This is a genomic window from Nitratireductor luteus (assembly GCF_026162365.1).
GTDB classification, from domain to species: domain Bacteria; phylum Pseudomonadota; class Alphaproteobacteria; order Rhizobiales; family Rhizobiaceae; genus Chelativorans; species Chelativorans luteus.
The window spans coordinates 1-13,534 of the sequence record NZ_JAOANW010000017.1 but is presented as its reverse complement, the minus strand read 5'-3'; the positions used below and the strand labels follow the sequence as shown (position 1 = coordinate 13,534).

Sequence of the window (13,534 nt, the reverse complement as noted above, 5' to 3'; positions counted from 1 at the left end):
CCATGACCTTGCAGTCCGCAAATGACGAGATCACGCTTGCGCTCGGAGTCAGCACCGTGCGTCTGCGCCCGTCATTGCGGGCTGCTTCCTACCTTGAGCGGCTGCATGATGGCTTCGCCGGCCTGTTCCGGCGCGTTGCCGATTTCCACCTTGGCACCGTCCGCGCCATCATCATGACCGCCGCGACCGACCGGCATGAGGCGAGCGCCTTCCTTGCCCGGCTTGACGCCACCCCTTTGAAGATCGTCGCCGACACCATCGCCGCGCCGATCCTCACGCTTGTCGCGTCATTCATTCCCGCACCCGACGACACCGCCAAGACCGATCCGACCGCCAAGCCGATGCCTTGGCCGGAAGTCTATCGCGAGCTTTACCGCACCGCGACCGGCTGGCTCGGCTGGACGCCCGAAACCGCATGGAACGCCACGCCGACCGAAATCAACGAAGCCTTCGCCGGCCATATGGCGAAGCTGAAAGCCATCCACGGCTCACCGGAAGGTGATGGCGAGGACAAGCAATCTGCCCCTTACACGCCTGAACAGCTTCGCCAGATCGATGCACAAGCTTCCGACCCCGCCTTTGATCGCGGTGGCCTTCGCGCGCTCAAGGCGAAGATTGCGAGGGCATCATGAGCAGGCCACCGCATTTGTGCCAGTGTGGCAATGTCGTGCCGTATGGCGTCCGCTGCGAATGCCAGCGCCAGACCACCCACGAGCGCAATGCGCGCCACGATGCACGCCGGCCGACAGCACGCCAGCGCGGCTATGATCACGTATGGCGGAAGGCGCGCGACGAATATCTCGCCGCGCATCCATATTGCCGTATGTGCGGCAACCCGGCCACGACCGTTGACCATATCGTGCGGCACCGTGGCGACCGCGCCTTGTTCTGGAATCGCAGCAACTGGCAACCCCTATGCACGCGCTGCCATAACAGCGTGAAGCAGCGGCAGGAGCGCGGCCAATGACGCCCGCCGAACGCGCCCGCCATATCGACCGACAGGAATACGAAGCCGAGTGCCGCGCCGCACGCGAGCGTGCCTTGCACCGTGCGGAAGCTCGCCGGCAGCAAGCAGCCGCGCGAGTAGCCGAGTGGATCGGCAAAGAGCCGCCGCCTAGCCTGAACACTCGCCCGCGCCCCAGCCGCAAACCGAAGCTCTACACCTACAACGGTGCAAGCAAGTCGCTCAGCGAGTGGGCTTCCTGTTGCGGCGTTGATTATCAGACCCTCGCACGCCGCATTCGCTCAGGCATGGCAATTGAGCAGGCGCTTACGATGAAGCCTCGCGCTCGTGCCCAGCAACATACCGTCAATGGCGTATCGAAGACGCTCGCCGAGTGGGCGAAGCACGTCGACATCAAATACGACACCTTGATTGCACGCATGTTCAACGGCCGCACGCTCGCGGAAGCGCTCGCCATGCCTAGCGGCAGGTGGCGGGGGGTCTCTTGCGACTTAGAGGGTTCAAAGGGAACCGGAGCACCGCACAAGAGCGGCCCGAAATAACTTTTCCCGAAAAGGCCGAAAACGCATGAGCATCGTGACCCCTGCGCTTGCGAAAGCGCACATGAATATCGACACAAACACCGATGACGAGCTGATCCAGCTCTATCTTGGCGCTGCTGAAACGTGGCTCGGCAACTACATCGGCACGCCGCTTTCGACGCTCGACCCGCTGCCGGACGATTTGAAGCTCGCGGTCCTGAAGCTGGTCGCATTCTATTTTGAGCAGCGCGAGGCCGTCGCCTTCGGCATCACCATGCGAATTGCGCCCTACGGCGTAACCAGCATTGCCGATTCCTACCGTGAAAACTGGTTCGGTGAGGAAGGGGCGACCGATGGCGGGTAAGACCGACAACGGGCTTGCCTCGACGCTCGCCGCTTTCGACCGGGCGAGGAAGGCACCGCGCGAGGCCATCATGCCAGCGCTTCTGAAATCCGCCCATGAGCTTGCCAATGCACAGAAGGCGATTGCGCCGAAGATCACCGGCGCGCTTGCTGACAGCATCGAAGTCACGCCGCCCGGCCAATCAACGCCGCCCTATTCACAGCCCGGCGGTTCCCGCGTGGCCGGCGAAACCGAAGTGCTGGTGACGGCCGGCAACAGCGACGTGCGCTATCCACACCTTGTCGAGCATGGCACCGCCAAGACCGAAGCGCAGCCGTTCTTCTGGCCTGCCTTCCGCCTGCTCCAAAAGCGCCTTCAGAACCGCATCAACCGGGCCGCAAAGAAGGCCGTCAAGGACGGTTGGAACGCCAAATGATAGAGCCGACCCTTGCCCTTCAGACCGCTATTCGTTCGGCGCTCATTGCCTCGTCGGAAGTGGCCGCGCTTGTGCCTGCCGCTCATATCCGGGCCGGCTCGACGCGACCCGACAATCTGCCCTCTATTATAATGAGTGGCGGGCAGACCATCTTTCTCGGCAACGCATCCGGCTCGCAATATATCGCCCGCGTCTTCCTCGACCTGCATGTGTGGGCACTGGAAGACGGCTCCGACACGGCCAAGGCTATCGGCTTTGCCGTCTGCAACACGCTGAAAGAAGCGCCGGACGCGGCCGGCTTCAGCTTCGATGAATTCGGCCTGCCGGCCGTCCGATGGATGCGCGATCCCGACCCGGAAATATCCTACACCCACGGCGTGCTTACGGTGGAAGCGGTCATGCGGTGGAGCTTCTGACATGCGCGCCGGCAAGCTTGATCGCACCATATCTATTGAACGCCTCACCGAAACCGTGACGCCGACCGGTTCGGTTGTCATCGCCTGGACGAATCTTGCCACGGTGCGCGCGGAAGTCGTGACGCAATCCGCATCCGAATTCCTGACCGGCTTCGGCGAGGCTGAAAGCGGCACCATCGTTTTCCGCATTCGTTACCTTGCCGGCATCACGACCGCCGACCGCGTGAGCTATGCCGGTGCGCCCTATGACCTGAAAGAAGTGACCGAAATCGGCCGCAGGCGTGGCCTTGAGCTTCGCGCGGTGGCAACGTCATGACGCGCGGCCTGAAGCCCTCGACCATCGTTCCCGGCACCTCGCCAGTTGCGCGCGTGCCGTCTGCGCCGGCCTACCTATCCAAGGAAGCCAAGGCCGAATGGCGGCGCGTGGCACCGATCCTTGTGCGCGAGCGCAAGGTGCTTACGGTCGCGGACCTCGCCGCCCTTGAGAATTTCGTGATTGCCAGCGGCACCATGCGCGAGATGCACGCGCTGCTTCAGGCCGAAGGCTATGTGCTGCCGAACGGCAAGCGGCACCCGGCGGTCGGCATCCTCACCGCCATGCAGCAGCAACAACTTCGGTGCGCCGGGGAACTCGGCTTGACGCCTTCGGCCCGCTCGCGCGCCGCCATGATCGGTGGCGATGACGATGCCGACGACAACCCGCTTGCGGTGACGTGATGGCGAGCACCTATCCCGCATGGATTTTCGACGGCTCCCCGATTGACGACCCGCTAGGCCATGGCGAGCGGGCGGTTGAATTCCTTCGCCGCCTGAAGCACCCGAACAGCACCGCACCGAAATCGGCTTTCCAGCTTTACGACTGGCAGGAACGGATTGTGCGCCGCATCTATGGGCCGCGCCACGCAGACGGCCGGCGCGTCGTGGAAACCGTCTTTTGGATGATCCCTCGCGGGAACCGTAAGACCAGCCTCGCCGCGCCGCTAGCATTGCTCCATACCATCGGGCCGGAACGTGTTCCGGCCGGGCAGGTGATCTTTGCAGCGTCCGACCGCGATCAAGCCGGCATCGGCTTCAAGGAAGCCGCGAACATCGTGCGCATGGACAAACGGCTTGTCGCCGCCACACGTATCTATGACGCCCATAACAGCGCAAAGAAGATCGTCTTCAAGGCGCAAGGCGTCGAGCTTCAGGCGATTTCCAGCGACGGCGCGGCCCAGCACGGCAAGACGCCGGCTTTCGTGCTGGTCGATGAAATCCATGTATGGAAGGGCCGCGACCTTTGGGAAGCCCTAAAGTCCGGCATGGTGAAGACCAGCGGCACGCTTATGGTGATCGCCACCACGGCTGGGCGCGGCTCGGAAAACATCGGCTTCGATCAATACGACTATGCCCGCCGCGTGGCGCTGGGCGAGATAGACAATCCGGCCTTCCTGCCGATCATCTTTGAAGCCGCGAATGATAACGATTGGCAGGACGAAGCCCTATGGCACCGCGTCAATCCTGGCCTGAAGTATGGCTTCCCGAACCTCAATGCTTTGCGCTCGGCCGCCAAGGAAGCGGAGCACCGGCCCGCCGAGCGTGCGGCTTTCAAGCAATTCAACCTGAATATCTGGCAGGCGCATTCCCGCGACCCGCTTTTTGACATGGCCGTCTATGACGCCGGCAAGATCCCGCTCGACCTCGCCGACCTTGAGGAAGTCCCGTGCTTCCTTGGCGTCGATATGTCGGTGAATGGCGACCTCACCGCCGTTGTCGCCGCGTGGCGAAACGATGATGGCACGATCACCGTGCATCCGTGGTTTTTCGTGCCCGGTGAAGACCTCAAGGGCCGTGCCGAACGCGATGGCGTTCCCTATGAGCAATGGCGCGATGAAGGCCTAGTCACCGTCATCGACGGGCCGGTGATCGAACCGGAAGAAGTCGAAAAGCACATTCGCGAGATTTGCGCCCGCTTCGACGTGCGCGAGATCGCCTTCGATCCTCACCTTGCCCGCATGACGATGCAGCACCTGCATGACGATGGCTTGCCGGCCGTCGAGATGCGGCAAGGGCCGCTCACCATGGGGCCGGCAATCGGCATCCTTGAGCGCGTCGTGAATGGCCGGGCGCTTCGCCATAGTGGACACCCGGCCCTTCGCCATCACTTCGATTCCGTTGTCGCCAGCCGGAACGACACTGGCCTTGTGCGCATGCACAAAGGCAAGAAGACCGACCGAATTGACGGCGCGGTAGCTGCCGTCATGGCCGTGACGCGCGCGGCTGCGAACGACAACCGCAAATCCTTCCTCGAAATGGACCCCGACGAATTCGACCGCCTCACGGCGGACGCAGCATAGGATATTCAGATGGACGACCAGCAACAGCTCTTGGTCACGCTTGTCGCAAAGATGGACAAGTATGAGCGCGATATGGCGCGCGCGAGGCAGGTGACCGGCAGGAACTTCGGCCGGATGGAACAGCGCGCCAAGCAGGCCGGCGACCGCATGGAGCGCAGCTTGCGCGGTAGCGCCGTGAATATCGGCAGGGTTTTCCGGAACCTTGGGCTTGCCGTTGCCGGCAGTGCAACGGTGCGTGGCGCGCAGCGGCTCGTAGACGCAGCCACGCGGATACAGAACAGCCTGAAGAACGCCGGTCTTGAGGGCGACAAGCTGAGCAAGGTCTATCAGCGGCTTTTCGCGTCGGCACAGAAGAACGCGGCACCCATGGGTGCGCTGACCGACCTCTTCAGTAAGGTCTCGCTCACGCAAGCCGAATTGAACGTTTCGACCGAAGAGCTTCTTGATTTCGCCGACAACGTGGCGACCGCCCTTCGCGTTGCCGGCACCGATGCGCAATCCGCTTCCGGTTCCCTGCTTCAGCTTAGTCAGGCGCTCGGCGGCGGCGTGGTGCGTGCTGAAGAATTCAACAGCATCTTAGAGGGCACGCCGACGATTGCCCGCACCGTCGCGCGCGGCCTGAAGGAAGCCGGCGGCAGCGTTGCCCAGCTTCGCAAGCTTGTGGTTGACGGCAAGATTTCCAGCGAAGCCTTCTTTCGGGCATTTCAGGCCGGCAGCGTCACCCTTCAGCAGCAGGCGGAGAATTCGCGGATCACCATTTCGCAGGCGTTCACCCGCCTTGGTAATAGCCTTATCGATGTTGCCGGCGAATTCGACAAGTCCACCGGCGCCAGCCAGCGCTTCGCGGACGGCATCACCACGGTTGCGGACGTGATTTCCAACTTCGACGTGTCCGGCTTCATTGGCGAGATCGAAGCCGCCCACAATGCCGTTGTGAAGTTCCTGGACGAAATCGGCAACTCTCAGGTTTTCAAGAGCATTGTGGAGAACCTCGGTCAGATGCTCGACGTCATCGACGAGGAAGGCAACCTCGTCAATCTCGACGCCAAGGCCGCCAAAGAGGAAGCCGAGTCGCTTGAACGCGAAGTAGAGCTTCTACAGGCGACGATTGAGAAAAACAGCGAGCTTGGATTTGACAACACCGAAGCACTGGCGCGGCTGGACGAGGTTGTTGCAAAGCTCGCCCAGGTGCGTGCGGCAATGGCGGATATGCCGCTCACACAGCAAAACCATCCTATCACCGGCGAGCCCCTGACGACTGAGCAGGGTGCAGTCTCGTTTCAGCAAGGGCCGTCATCACGCGGCGGCAAGCGGCGCGCGAAGGTCAAGCCGGTATCCATCAACGATTATGCGCCGCCGGCCGGCAGTGGCAGCGGTCGCAAGGGACGTTCCGGCCGTGGCAGCGGCGAAAATGCCTATGAGCGCGAGGTTGAGCAAATCCGCGAACGCATCACTGCAATGCACGCCGAAAGCGAGGCCCGCCGCAACGCGACCGGCACCTATGAGGAACAGGCTGCGGCCGTCGAACAGGCGCGCATGAAGCATGAGCTGCTTACAGCAGCACAGAAGGCCGGCATTGCCGTCACGCCAGAGTTAGAGGCGCAGATTGATGCGCTGGCGCGGAGTTACGCCGACGCCTCACGGGAAGCGCAGGAACTCGCCGACAAGCAGGAGGACGCGCAGCAGCAGGCCGAAGAATGGGCGAATTTCGGCGGCTCGCTTGCGTCCGGCTTCCTCTCCGATCTTCGGCAGGGCAAGACAGCGTCGGAAGCCTTCGCCAATGCGCTTGGCAAGATCACCGACAGGTTGATTGACATGGTTGTGCAGATGCTTGTTGTGAAGCCGCTCATGAATATGTTTAGCGGCTTCCTCGGCTTCAGCGGTGGTGGCCTAGTGACCGGCGATGCGCCGGGCTTCGCGCGTGGCGGCTACACCGGCCACGGTGGCAAGTATCAGCCCGCCGGCGTCGTCCATCGTGGTGAGTATGTCCTTAATCAGGAAGCGACCCGCCGGATCGGCGTTCCCGCGCTCGATACCCTCAATAGCGCCCGCGTTCCCGGCTTTGCCGAAGGCGGCTATGTCGGCAACTCCCCTGCCGTTCGCCGCATGCATGTGCCGGCGAACCAGAACGCCGCACCCGTCCAACAAATCAGCATCAATGCGCCCGTGACCGTGAACGGATCGGCGGGAACACCGGAACAAAACAGCGAGCTTGCGCAGAAGATGGCGAAGCAGATGGAAACCACCGTGCGCGGCGTGGTCAGCGACGAGATGCGCAAGGCTACGCGGCCGGGCAACTTCGCCAATCAACGCGGACGTTGATCCTTCCGCTGGCCTTGAATAAACAACATCGAATCACTACATCCTGTTAACAAGTCAATTGCAAGCAGGATATCCTATGTCTACCACGCTCCTTCGCATCCCCACCGAACGCGCCGACCAACTGAAGGCCGTCGCCGCTCACAAGAGTGTTTCCGTTTCCGATTTGATCGGTGAGCTTGTCACGGTGGAAGCCAAGCGCCTCGCCATCACCGACAGTTTGGGCATTGGCGGTTCTGCTGATGCGTCCAAGCTTGAGGACGGGACGATTGCCCTATCGGCCGCTCGTCTCGGCAATTTTCAATGGAAGGTAGCAGTTGCCACTTTTGTTGCGGAAACGATTGAGGCATTGGCGAACCGTAAGAAGGCATCAAACGTTTTTGACGTTGATGCGGGTGTTGAGATTGCCCGCGTCGGCCCGTCGATCCGGCTTCGCAATATCCACACCGGGGAGGCCCGCACCTTCGCGCCATCCGTCGCGCTGGACCTTGCCCGCCTGATCCGTGAGGCGATTGCCGAATAGAATGTAAAAAGTCCGGCCACGTATCCCGACGCGACCGGACTCAGGAGAATGTCATTGGCTGACAAGGATCATTATAGCAATTTCAGCATCGAGCGTCGCCAGGAATCTGAAGAAATTATTCCTATTCCTGCAAAAGAGGACGGTGGTAATTCTGACAAAAACGTAAATCGCACACGGGTTAAATCCGTCTATCGCGATGCGCTCTTCCGCCCGGTTTTCCAGGCGGTCGCGGAGCTTGAAGCAGCAGCAGCCAATGGCAGGACTTCAGTTACCTATCACGCCCCCTCGCATCCCCGCTTCTCCACCCTTCACCTAACGACCAAACACCTACCCCTATCACCCTCCCCGTCCTTCCTGCCTGAGCGCCTATCAGTGGAAGAAGAAATCCGGGCGGCGCGCTTCTGGCGGCAATACGCTGTCGAACTCAACCACTATCCCCGAGCCTTCCAAAAGGCGGCCCCGTGGCGCGATCTTAGCGACGAGGCTTCCCTTGAGTGGTTCCACTACGCCACGCGCGCCAGCGGCCCCTTCTCGACCTTCACACTGCGCCTGGACGCCGACACGGAGGCCAAGGTTAGGAACGCGGCATCATCGGCCGGCTGGTTGTCGAAGCGTATTGCCCGGCGATTGAAGGAAGCGCTTGGGCGCACCGTCCCTTTCTGGTTCGGGTTCGAGGTCAATGCCGAAGATAACCTGCATGCTCATGGCGAGCTTACCATTGCCGAAGATGAACTGCCGGCCGCCCGCAAAGCCCTTCGCCTCGCCGGCGGTGAATGGGCTGAAGTTCGGCAACATCAAGCTCACACGAAACAGCAGCCATCGGCTGTCTGGAGCTTCTATGCGGCGAAGCAGGCGATCTTCATGCGGCCGTTGACGGGCCGCTTTGCAAATCGTTCCCGGCCGATCAATGGCGATTGGGTCTATGCGTCGAATGAAGTCCGCTCAGCCGCAGGAAAAATCTACAGCGGCCAGCACAAGAAAATCCTGCATGTTCTGAGTCAGTTAGATCAATAGGCAGTCAGTCATTACTGACCTAACTCTTTGATTATATGATATTTTTCGCTCGACAAAGGCCGGCGATACGTTTCATAACTCGCCGGTCAGTTTATTTCAGGAGAACAAGCAGAATGGCATTCCTTCAGGACCAAGATTACGCCGACCTCGTTGAGAAGATCGCGGCGCGGTGCAATCAGAAAGTAACGTTCAAGATGCTGACCGGCGAGACACTGGAGCTCAAGCTACCGGATGTTGATCTCGACGCCATCAAGCTTGCACTCGGCGAGCAGCTAGATATTTGGCGGGCATCGATCCGCGAAGGGTGAGGCTTTCGACCTTGCGCCGGGAGACTACAGCGAAGCCGCGTGAACGGTCGATCCTCGCCGACCTACCAGAAGTCCGCCGCTCACCCGGCGGACTTATTCGTGTTCAAGTGGTTCGGTGCGGAACTCAAACAGCCCTTCCTCAATGAGGAACGCCCGCCATTGGTCAGCCATGTCTTCAAAGAGCTCGACGGCCTTATATCGTTCGCCATCAATTTCGAGATAGGTGAGCAGGCTAATGCCCGTTACCGCGCGCTCGCCAGTGTCTTTCGCAGGCTCCGACCATGATAAAATTCCAGTGCTTCCCGTCCAAAGGTTTGGCATCAAGTCGTTGCGGACCTCGCGATGTTTCACGCTGTTTGCGAGGATATGGCAAAACTTCAGCGCAGGAAGGCGTTTGTTTTGCGCGTGTGCAAAGCTGGCCTCGACGGTAAGACGGCCTTTTCCTGGAGGGCCGGGACGTTTCCGGCCAGATAGAAGCTCATGTCTATCGCTATCGACGAAATGAAGTGTCCAATCCACAAGATGCCAAGAATCTACAGCGCAATCGAACGCGGCATATCGCGCTTCCTCGGATGACCGCGCCGACCGTAGCCGTTCGATATCGAACAGCAGCTTCTGGTAAAGGTCTGTCGGCGTCTTCAGACCGAAGGTTTTCGTCCGTTCTCGTTTGCTCATAGATTCTAACATCCCGCGCTTCGCCTGTGCCCACCTTTTCTTTTGGCTGTTGTTGCGTCAATCATAGATTCGGAGCGGAGGGGACGAGCATGCCAATGACGCGCGAAGAAGCCATCGAAGTTCGGAAGCTCACCTATGAGGATTACCAGAAAAGCAAGCGGCACGCATTCCAGCTAAATGCCGACTATGGGAGATGGCTGATAGCCTCTCTCTTGCTGGTCCATGGCGCTTCGATTGTATTCCTCACTCAGAACGATCGGCTATCTAGCGCGGTCCTGCCTTCAGTGTTCTGGTGGCATGTCACCGGGCTGCTTCTGGCCTTTCTATGCGGTTTTCTTGTGTGGGCGAATTGGAGCTTTCACGCTCGCATCTATGAGGCCGTGAATCCCGGCATGATCTACGATGATGCGCACTGGCCAAAATTTGATGATGGCACAAACCGATGGATCAACCGGACGCATTGGAGCGGCGTCGCAGCCGGCATCTTCTCGGCGCTTTGCATACTTGGCTCGGCGCTCACGGCCTATTGCCTGATGAGGACAGGCTGAAGGTGGGCCGCGTTCCGATTTAATGCACCGGACTGGTTCGCCCGCTCGGCTGGTTGGTCATCTAGCGCCCGCCGCTTACCCGACGGCTTTTGCACATCGTGATTCGTCCGGTATCATCGCCCGTGCTTGACACAGGGGGTTGCCGATCAATGAGAATACAGAACGCCACCGTTGACCGCTATCGGACATTCTTACAAGATAAGTATCGACCTCCCAGCAAGGGCGGAAATACCCGCGCATGGCATTTGCATGTTTTGGACATCTCGGGAGATAGTTATACATTCTACGCACTAGGAACGAAGAAATGGGTGTTTCAGAACGACACCGTTAGCTTTGAATGGGAATGGGATAAAAACCAGGCTTACCGGAATATTCTACCTCATACTGTTGTCGTTACCGACCCGACCGGTAATCCAGCTTTGAGAGGAAATCGCGGCTCCAAGCCTTGGCGCACTGCTGAAGCTCGCATGCCTGTCTCGCGACGTGAATGGCGCGACTAGACGCCAACGCCCGCCGCTCACCCGGCGCACCATAACAAAGAGGGCGCGGTTAAATCCGCGCCCTCTTCTATTTCGACTACTGCAGAAGCCTTGCCAGCAGGGCGAAGCCCAGGAGCAAGCGAGCGTCGATTGCGAGTGATACAGCAAATGAAAGGGTTAGTGTCATTGGCGTTGCCTTCTGTTGTTTCTTCCTAATAGGGAGGGAATTAGCGAGTCCCCTACCAACGGATAGACGGCCAACAGTTGGCGCAACCACTCACCCATATGCCGACATGCCGCTCGCCCGGCGTGCTCTTCTGTTTTGGATATTGCTCTTTTAGCCTACAATGCGTGCGGAGGGGTTAGAAATGTCGTTATCTCGGGCGGATCAGGACGCGGCGCAAGCAGTGGTGGACCATGCGTCCGCCAAAGATCGAGCCGAGCTAAAGGCCCAAGCCGAACAGTTGCTTGCCGAAACAAATCACCTCATGGGCCAACGCCTTTTGACCCGCGAAGAATCGCATGATTCAGAGATTGCGATAGAAATCCTTGTGCGCCTCGAAGCCTTGGAAGAATCGGGCGGGTGGTGGTTCCGCGCAAAACGTCGCGTGCAGCTAATACAAATGTATTTGGGGAACTGAACATGTTTGGGTTTTTAATTGGCAAAGAAATAAATGATGACGCTGTGCGCCTAAATATGCTCTGCGGCAATGTCAAGAAGCATTTCATGACACTTCCGAAGAACGCGCTTAAAGAAAAGCTAGAAAAAGAATTTATCGATAGCAATAAAAGCATTAGAGATGATGACGCTAGCATCGTTTTTGACGATCTTCCATCATTCATATTCAACTTTTATTTTAGCGGACCTTTCGAAGATCAGTTTCAGGTTATCGGGCGTGGAAAATACGCTGGTTTCTCGTTGCATTGGGCCGGTGATTCCAAAAATTCCAGTGCACAAGATGGTATCTCCTATTCGGCAACCGGAGGCGCTCGCAAGCTCGCACAGGTAATGGCCAAGAAGTTTGGCTTCATTGATATCTCGCGCACGATGAATCGCCTGATGCGTCCGTGACCAATACGGCGCGTTCGCTCGATGTTTTGATCTAGAGGTTCTGAAGCTGCTCGCTGCCAGAAATGTATACCACTTTAGGCTCGGGAGGGAGCTACGTTGATTAATCGAGCCGAAGCGAACAGCGATAACGGAAAAAAAGCTGCGGATGACCACGAACGCAATTGGGAAGTCTATATCAATCACCGGAAGCATATTGACGAACTGCGAACTAATCAGATCAACACGTTCGACAAAGCGATACTTACAATGTCCACTGGTGCACTCGGCTTGTCGATTCTCCTGATTTCGACCTTTGCGCAGAAAGGAAATTTAGTTGACACTAAATCTCTTGTAATCTCATGGAGTCTATTTCTCGCGTGCATAACATTTAATCTATTTTCATATGGCACAAGTGCACTTGCTGCTGCTTCTGTTATAAAAAAGATGGATAAGGAAATGTTGAAAGGAAAACTTAGCACGGACGAGGGCGGACTTTGGCTTCATCTAACACGAGCTCTGAATGGTTTCGCCATTGTCTTCTTTGCTGCTGGGGCCATATTCCTTCTGGTTTTCGCGATGGCAAATGCTCGCTCGGCGGAAGCCCAGGCTGAAAAACAGACAGCAGTGGTAGATGATGGTGATATCGTTTGGCCTTTGCCTACAGATGAAGGCTACCCGCCAGATGAGACGGGGGTAACTCCTATATCGCCACCAATGTTGCCAATACCCTTGCCGCAGCCAGCCCCCAAGCCGGAAACCGAACCTACGCAGGATGGAGAAAACTTAGAATGAGCAAACCGCAAAAACCCAAGCCCAGTGGCCGGCCGGGAGTGCACATTCAAAACGGCTTGACCTTAACGACTACGCCAGTGCCAAATCCACGACCACCAAAAAAATGAAATGACCCTCCAACACCCATTTTTTGGCTCGTCACAATGTCACAATAGGACTTTATTCCTTCACAAATTATAGATATATTTCCACACCTTAACTCCATTTCCGATGAGAGATTTGACAATTCGAGTCTCTCATCGCCCACCATTCCAATCCTTTGAAATCTCTGGAAACCATGGCTTCCAAAGCGTTGTGTCCATTCTGATGTTACAAAATCAGTTGCAATTGGACGCTCCAAATGGCCGGCAAGGCCCCTCATCTGCTTAATCGAAATGATGCTGTTTCGCCCGGCTGGTCATCCCGAAGGAGCTTCGGCCAGTCGTTGATGACAAGGAGTTGGGGATTCGGAACAAGGATAGCCGTTTCAAAGAGCATGCATTGGCTTGTCTTTTATGAGGGACGCCGGTAACTAGGCGCGTTCCGGCGATTTAGCCGGTTTTTTCTGCGCCAGCCAACCAGCTTAGAAACCAGTCAGCCAGCGCCTCATTCTGTTCTTAAAGGAGGGGGACGTGAGGACTGGTTTGTCATTTGTCCAGCTTTTTGTCTTAACATCTATCGCTGTCAGCCTTGCCGAGGCGGCATTCGCACAAGAGGATCAGGCTTCCGATACGACGCAGACGAACGGCGATGTGACGGTGCTGGAAAGGCTCCTGGTGACGGCGCCGCTGTTCGGCGCGCCCGACACGGCAACGCGCAGCGTCACCCTC

The 13,534-nt window shown here is 58.2% G+C and carries 20 protein-coding genes; 19 read left to right on the top strand and 1 reads right to left on the bottom strand.

The genetic code is table 11. From position 1 onward, the window contains the following. The first annotated feature begins 2 nt into the window (after positions 1–2). From N1058_RS20665 to N1058_RS20605, 13 genes are all read left to right on the top strand, one after another. Entirely contained in the window at positions 3–632 is a 630-nt protein-coding gene (locus N1058_RS20665) for a hypothetical protein (protein WP_265519497.1), read from the top strand. Next, positions 629–967 carry an HNH endonuclease gene (locus N1058_RS20660; protein ID WP_265519496.1) on the top strand — a complete coding sequence of 113 codons (339 nt, stop codon included), beginning with the start codon at positions 629–631 and terminating at the stop codon, positions 965–967. The genes N1058_RS20665 and N1058_RS20660 overlap by 4 nt, the downstream gene beginning before the upstream one ends. After that, a complete protein-coding gene (locus N1058_RS20655; protein WP_265519495.1) occupies positions 964–1,506 on the top strand; it encodes a hypothetical protein in 543 nt (180 codons plus the stop codon). The genes N1058_RS20660 and N1058_RS20655 overlap by 4 nt, the downstream gene beginning before the upstream one ends. Positions 1,507–1,567: 61 nt before the next feature. After that, positions 1,568–1,849, top strand: coding sequence for a head-tail connector protein (locus N1058_RS20650; RefSeq protein ID WP_265519494.1), 282 nt, complete (start codon positions 1,568–1,570; stop codon positions 1,847–1,849). After that, positions 1,839–2,264: an HK97-gp10 family putative phage morphogenesis protein gene (locus N1058_RS20645; protein WP_265519493.1), complete on the top strand. Its 426-nt coding sequence runs from the start codon at positions 1,839–1,841 to the stop codon at positions 2,262–2,264. The genes N1058_RS20650 and N1058_RS20645 overlap by 11 nt, the downstream gene beginning before the upstream one ends. Continuing rightward, entirely contained in the window at positions 2,261–2,680 is a 420-nt protein-coding gene (locus N1058_RS20640; protein WP_265519492.1) for a DUF3168 domain-containing protein, read from the top strand. The genes N1058_RS20645 and N1058_RS20640 overlap by 4 nt, the downstream gene beginning before the upstream one ends. A 1-nt stretch (position 2,681) precedes the next feature. Next, entirely contained in the window at positions 2,682–2,996 is a 315-nt protein-coding gene (locus N1058_RS20635) for a phage head closure protein (protein WP_265519491.1), read from the top strand. After that, on the top strand, positions 2,993–3,397 hold the full coding sequence (locus tag N1058_RS20630; RefSeq protein WP_265519490.1) for a phage terminase small subunit P27 family: 405 nt from the start codon (positions 2,993–2,995) through the stop codon (positions 3,395–3,397). Before N1058_RS20635 ends, N1058_RS20630 begins: the two co-directional genes overlap by 4 nt. Beyond that, the gene (locus tag N1058_RS20625; protein WP_265519489.1) at positions 3,397–5,016 is read left to right on the top strand and encodes a terminase large subunit; all 1,620 of its coding nucleotides are present in this window, start codon (positions 3,397–3,399) and stop codon (positions 5,014–5,016) included. The genes N1058_RS20630 and N1058_RS20625 overlap by 1 nt, the downstream gene beginning before the upstream one ends. A 9-nt stretch (positions 5,017–5,025) precedes the next feature. After that, the gene (locus N1058_RS20620) at positions 5,026–7,338 is read left to right on the top strand and encodes a tape measure protein (protein ID WP_265519488.1); all 2,313 of its coding nucleotides are present in this window, start codon (positions 5,026–5,028) and stop codon (positions 7,336–7,338) included. Between the two features lie 76 nt (positions 7,339–7,414). Next, entirely contained in the window at positions 7,415–7,858 is a 444-nt protein-coding gene (locus N1058_RS20615; RefSeq protein ID WP_265519487.1) for a hypothetical protein, read from the top strand. A 54-nt stretch (positions 7,859–7,912) separates the two neighbouring features. Further along, positions 7,913–8,872, top strand: a complete 960-nt coding sequence (locus N1058_RS20610; RefSeq protein WP_265519486.1) for a hypothetical protein — start codon at positions 7,913–7,915, stop codon at positions 8,870–8,872. 113 nt (positions 8,873–8,985) lie between these two features. Then, the gene (locus tag N1058_RS20605; RefSeq protein WP_265519485.1) at positions 8,986–9,180 is read left to right on the top strand and encodes a hypothetical protein; all 195 of its coding nucleotides are present in this window, start codon (positions 8,986–8,988) and stop codon (positions 9,178–9,180) included. Between the two features lie 93 nt (positions 9,181–9,273). Here N1058_RS20605 and N1058_RS20600 read toward each other — a convergent pair whose 3' ends face one another. Beyond that, positions 9,274–9,855 carry a hypothetical protein gene (locus N1058_RS20600; protein ID WP_265519484.1) on the bottom strand — a complete coding sequence of 194 codons (582 nt, stop codon included), beginning with the start codon at positions 9,853–9,855 and terminating at the stop codon, positions 9,274–9,276. Positions 9,856–9,950: 95 nt separating this feature from the next. Between N1058_RS20600 and N1058_RS20595 the strand changes: the two genes are divergently transcribed. The 6 genes from N1058_RS20595 to N1058_RS20570 all read left to right on the top strand — a co-directional run. Next, on the top strand, positions 9,951–10,403 hold the full coding sequence (locus N1058_RS20595) for a hypothetical protein (RefSeq protein ID WP_265519483.1): 453 nt from the start codon (positions 9,951–9,953) through the stop codon (positions 10,401–10,403). Positions 10,404–10,552: 149 nt separating this feature from the next. Continuing rightward, positions 10,553–10,903 carry a hypothetical protein gene (locus N1058_RS20590; RefSeq protein WP_265519482.1) on the top strand — a complete coding sequence of 117 codons (351 nt, stop codon included), beginning with the start codon at positions 10,553–10,555 and terminating at the stop codon, positions 10,901–10,903. Positions 10,904–11,250: 347 nt separating this feature from the next. Then, on the top strand, positions 11,251–11,523 hold the full coding sequence (locus N1058_RS20585; RefSeq protein WP_265519481.1) for a hypothetical protein: 273 nt from the start codon (positions 11,251–11,253) through the stop codon (positions 11,521–11,523). A 2-nt stretch (positions 11,524–11,525) separates the two neighbouring features. Then, positions 11,526–11,954 carry a hypothetical protein gene (locus N1058_RS20580; RefSeq protein ID WP_265519480.1) on the top strand — a complete coding sequence of 143 codons (429 nt, stop codon included), beginning with the start codon at positions 11,526–11,528 and terminating at the stop codon, positions 11,952–11,954. A 96-nt stretch (positions 11,955–12,050) separates the two neighbouring features. After that, positions 12,051–12,725, top strand: coding sequence for a hypothetical protein (locus tag N1058_RS20575; RefSeq protein ID WP_265519479.1), 675 nt, complete (start codon positions 12,051–12,053; stop codon positions 12,723–12,725). Positions 12,726–13,336: 611 nt separating this feature from the next. Beyond that, on the top strand, positions 13,337–13,534 hold a 198-nt coding region (locus N1058_RS20570; RefSeq protein WP_265519478.1), incomplete at its 3' end, for a hypothetical protein.

Bases quoted from the DNA above. Each gene is read 5' to 3' on its own strand.
- N1058_RS20665 (WP_265519497.1), top strand. From the start codon at position 3: ATGACCTTGCAGTCCGCAAATGACGAGATCACGCTTGCGCTCGGAGTC.
- N1058_RS20660 (WP_265519496.1), top strand. From the start codon at position 629: ATGAGCAGGCCACCGCATTTGTGCCAGTGTGGCAATGTCGTGCCGTAT.
- N1058_RS20655 (WP_265519495.1), top strand. From the start codon at position 964: ATGACGCCCGCCGAACGCGCCCGCCATATCGACCGACAGGAATACGAA.
- N1058_RS20650 (WP_265519494.1), top strand. From the start codon at position 1,568: ATGAATATCGACACAAACACCGATGACGAGCTGATCCAGCTCTATCTT.
- N1058_RS20645 (WP_265519493.1), top strand. From the start codon at position 1,839: ATGGCGGGTAAGACCGACAACGGGCTTGCCTCGACGCTCGCCGCTTTC.
- N1058_RS20640 (WP_265519492.1), top strand. From the start codon at position 2,261: ATGATAGAGCCGACCCTTGCCCTTCAGACCGCTATTCGTTCGGCGCTC.
- N1058_RS20635 (WP_265519491.1), top strand. From the start codon at position 2,682: ATGCGCGCCGGCAAGCTTGATCGCACCATATCTATTGAACGCCTCACC.
- N1058_RS20630 (WP_265519490.1), top strand. From the start codon at position 2,993: ATGACGCGCGGCCTGAAGCCCTCGACCATCGTTCCCGGCACCTCGCCA.
- N1058_RS20625 (WP_265519489.1), top strand. From the start codon at position 3,397: ATGGCGAGCACCTATCCCGCATGGATTTTCGACGGCTCCCCGATTGAC.
- N1058_RS20620 (WP_265519488.1), top strand. From the start codon at position 5,026: ATGGACGACCAGCAACAGCTCTTGGTCACGCTTGTCGCAAAGATGGAC.
- N1058_RS20615 (WP_265519487.1), top strand. From the start codon at position 7,415: ATGTCTACCACGCTCCTTCGCATCCCCACCGAACGCGCCGACCAACTG.
- N1058_RS20605 (WP_265519485.1), top strand. From the start codon at position 8,986: ATGGCATTCCTTCAGGACCAAGATTACGCCGACCTCGTTGAGAAGATC.
- N1058_RS20600 (WP_265519484.1), bottom strand. From the start codon at position 9,855: ATGAGCAAACGAGAACGGACGAAAACCTTCGGTCTGAAGACGCCGACA.
- N1058_RS20595 (WP_265519483.1), top strand. From the start codon at position 9,951: ATGACGCGCGAAGAAGCCATCGAAGTTCGGAAGCTCACCTATGAGGAT.
- N1058_RS20590 (WP_265519482.1), top strand. From the start codon at position 10,553: ATGAGAATACAGAACGCCACCGTTGACCGCTATCGGACATTCTTACAA.
- N1058_RS20585 (WP_265519481.1), top strand. From the start codon at position 11,251: ATGTCGTTATCTCGGGCGGATCAGGACGCGGCGCAAGCAGTGGTGGAC.
- N1058_RS20580 (WP_265519480.1), top strand. From the start codon at position 11,526: ATGTTTGGGTTTTTAATTGGCAAAGAAATAAATGATGACGCTGTGCGC.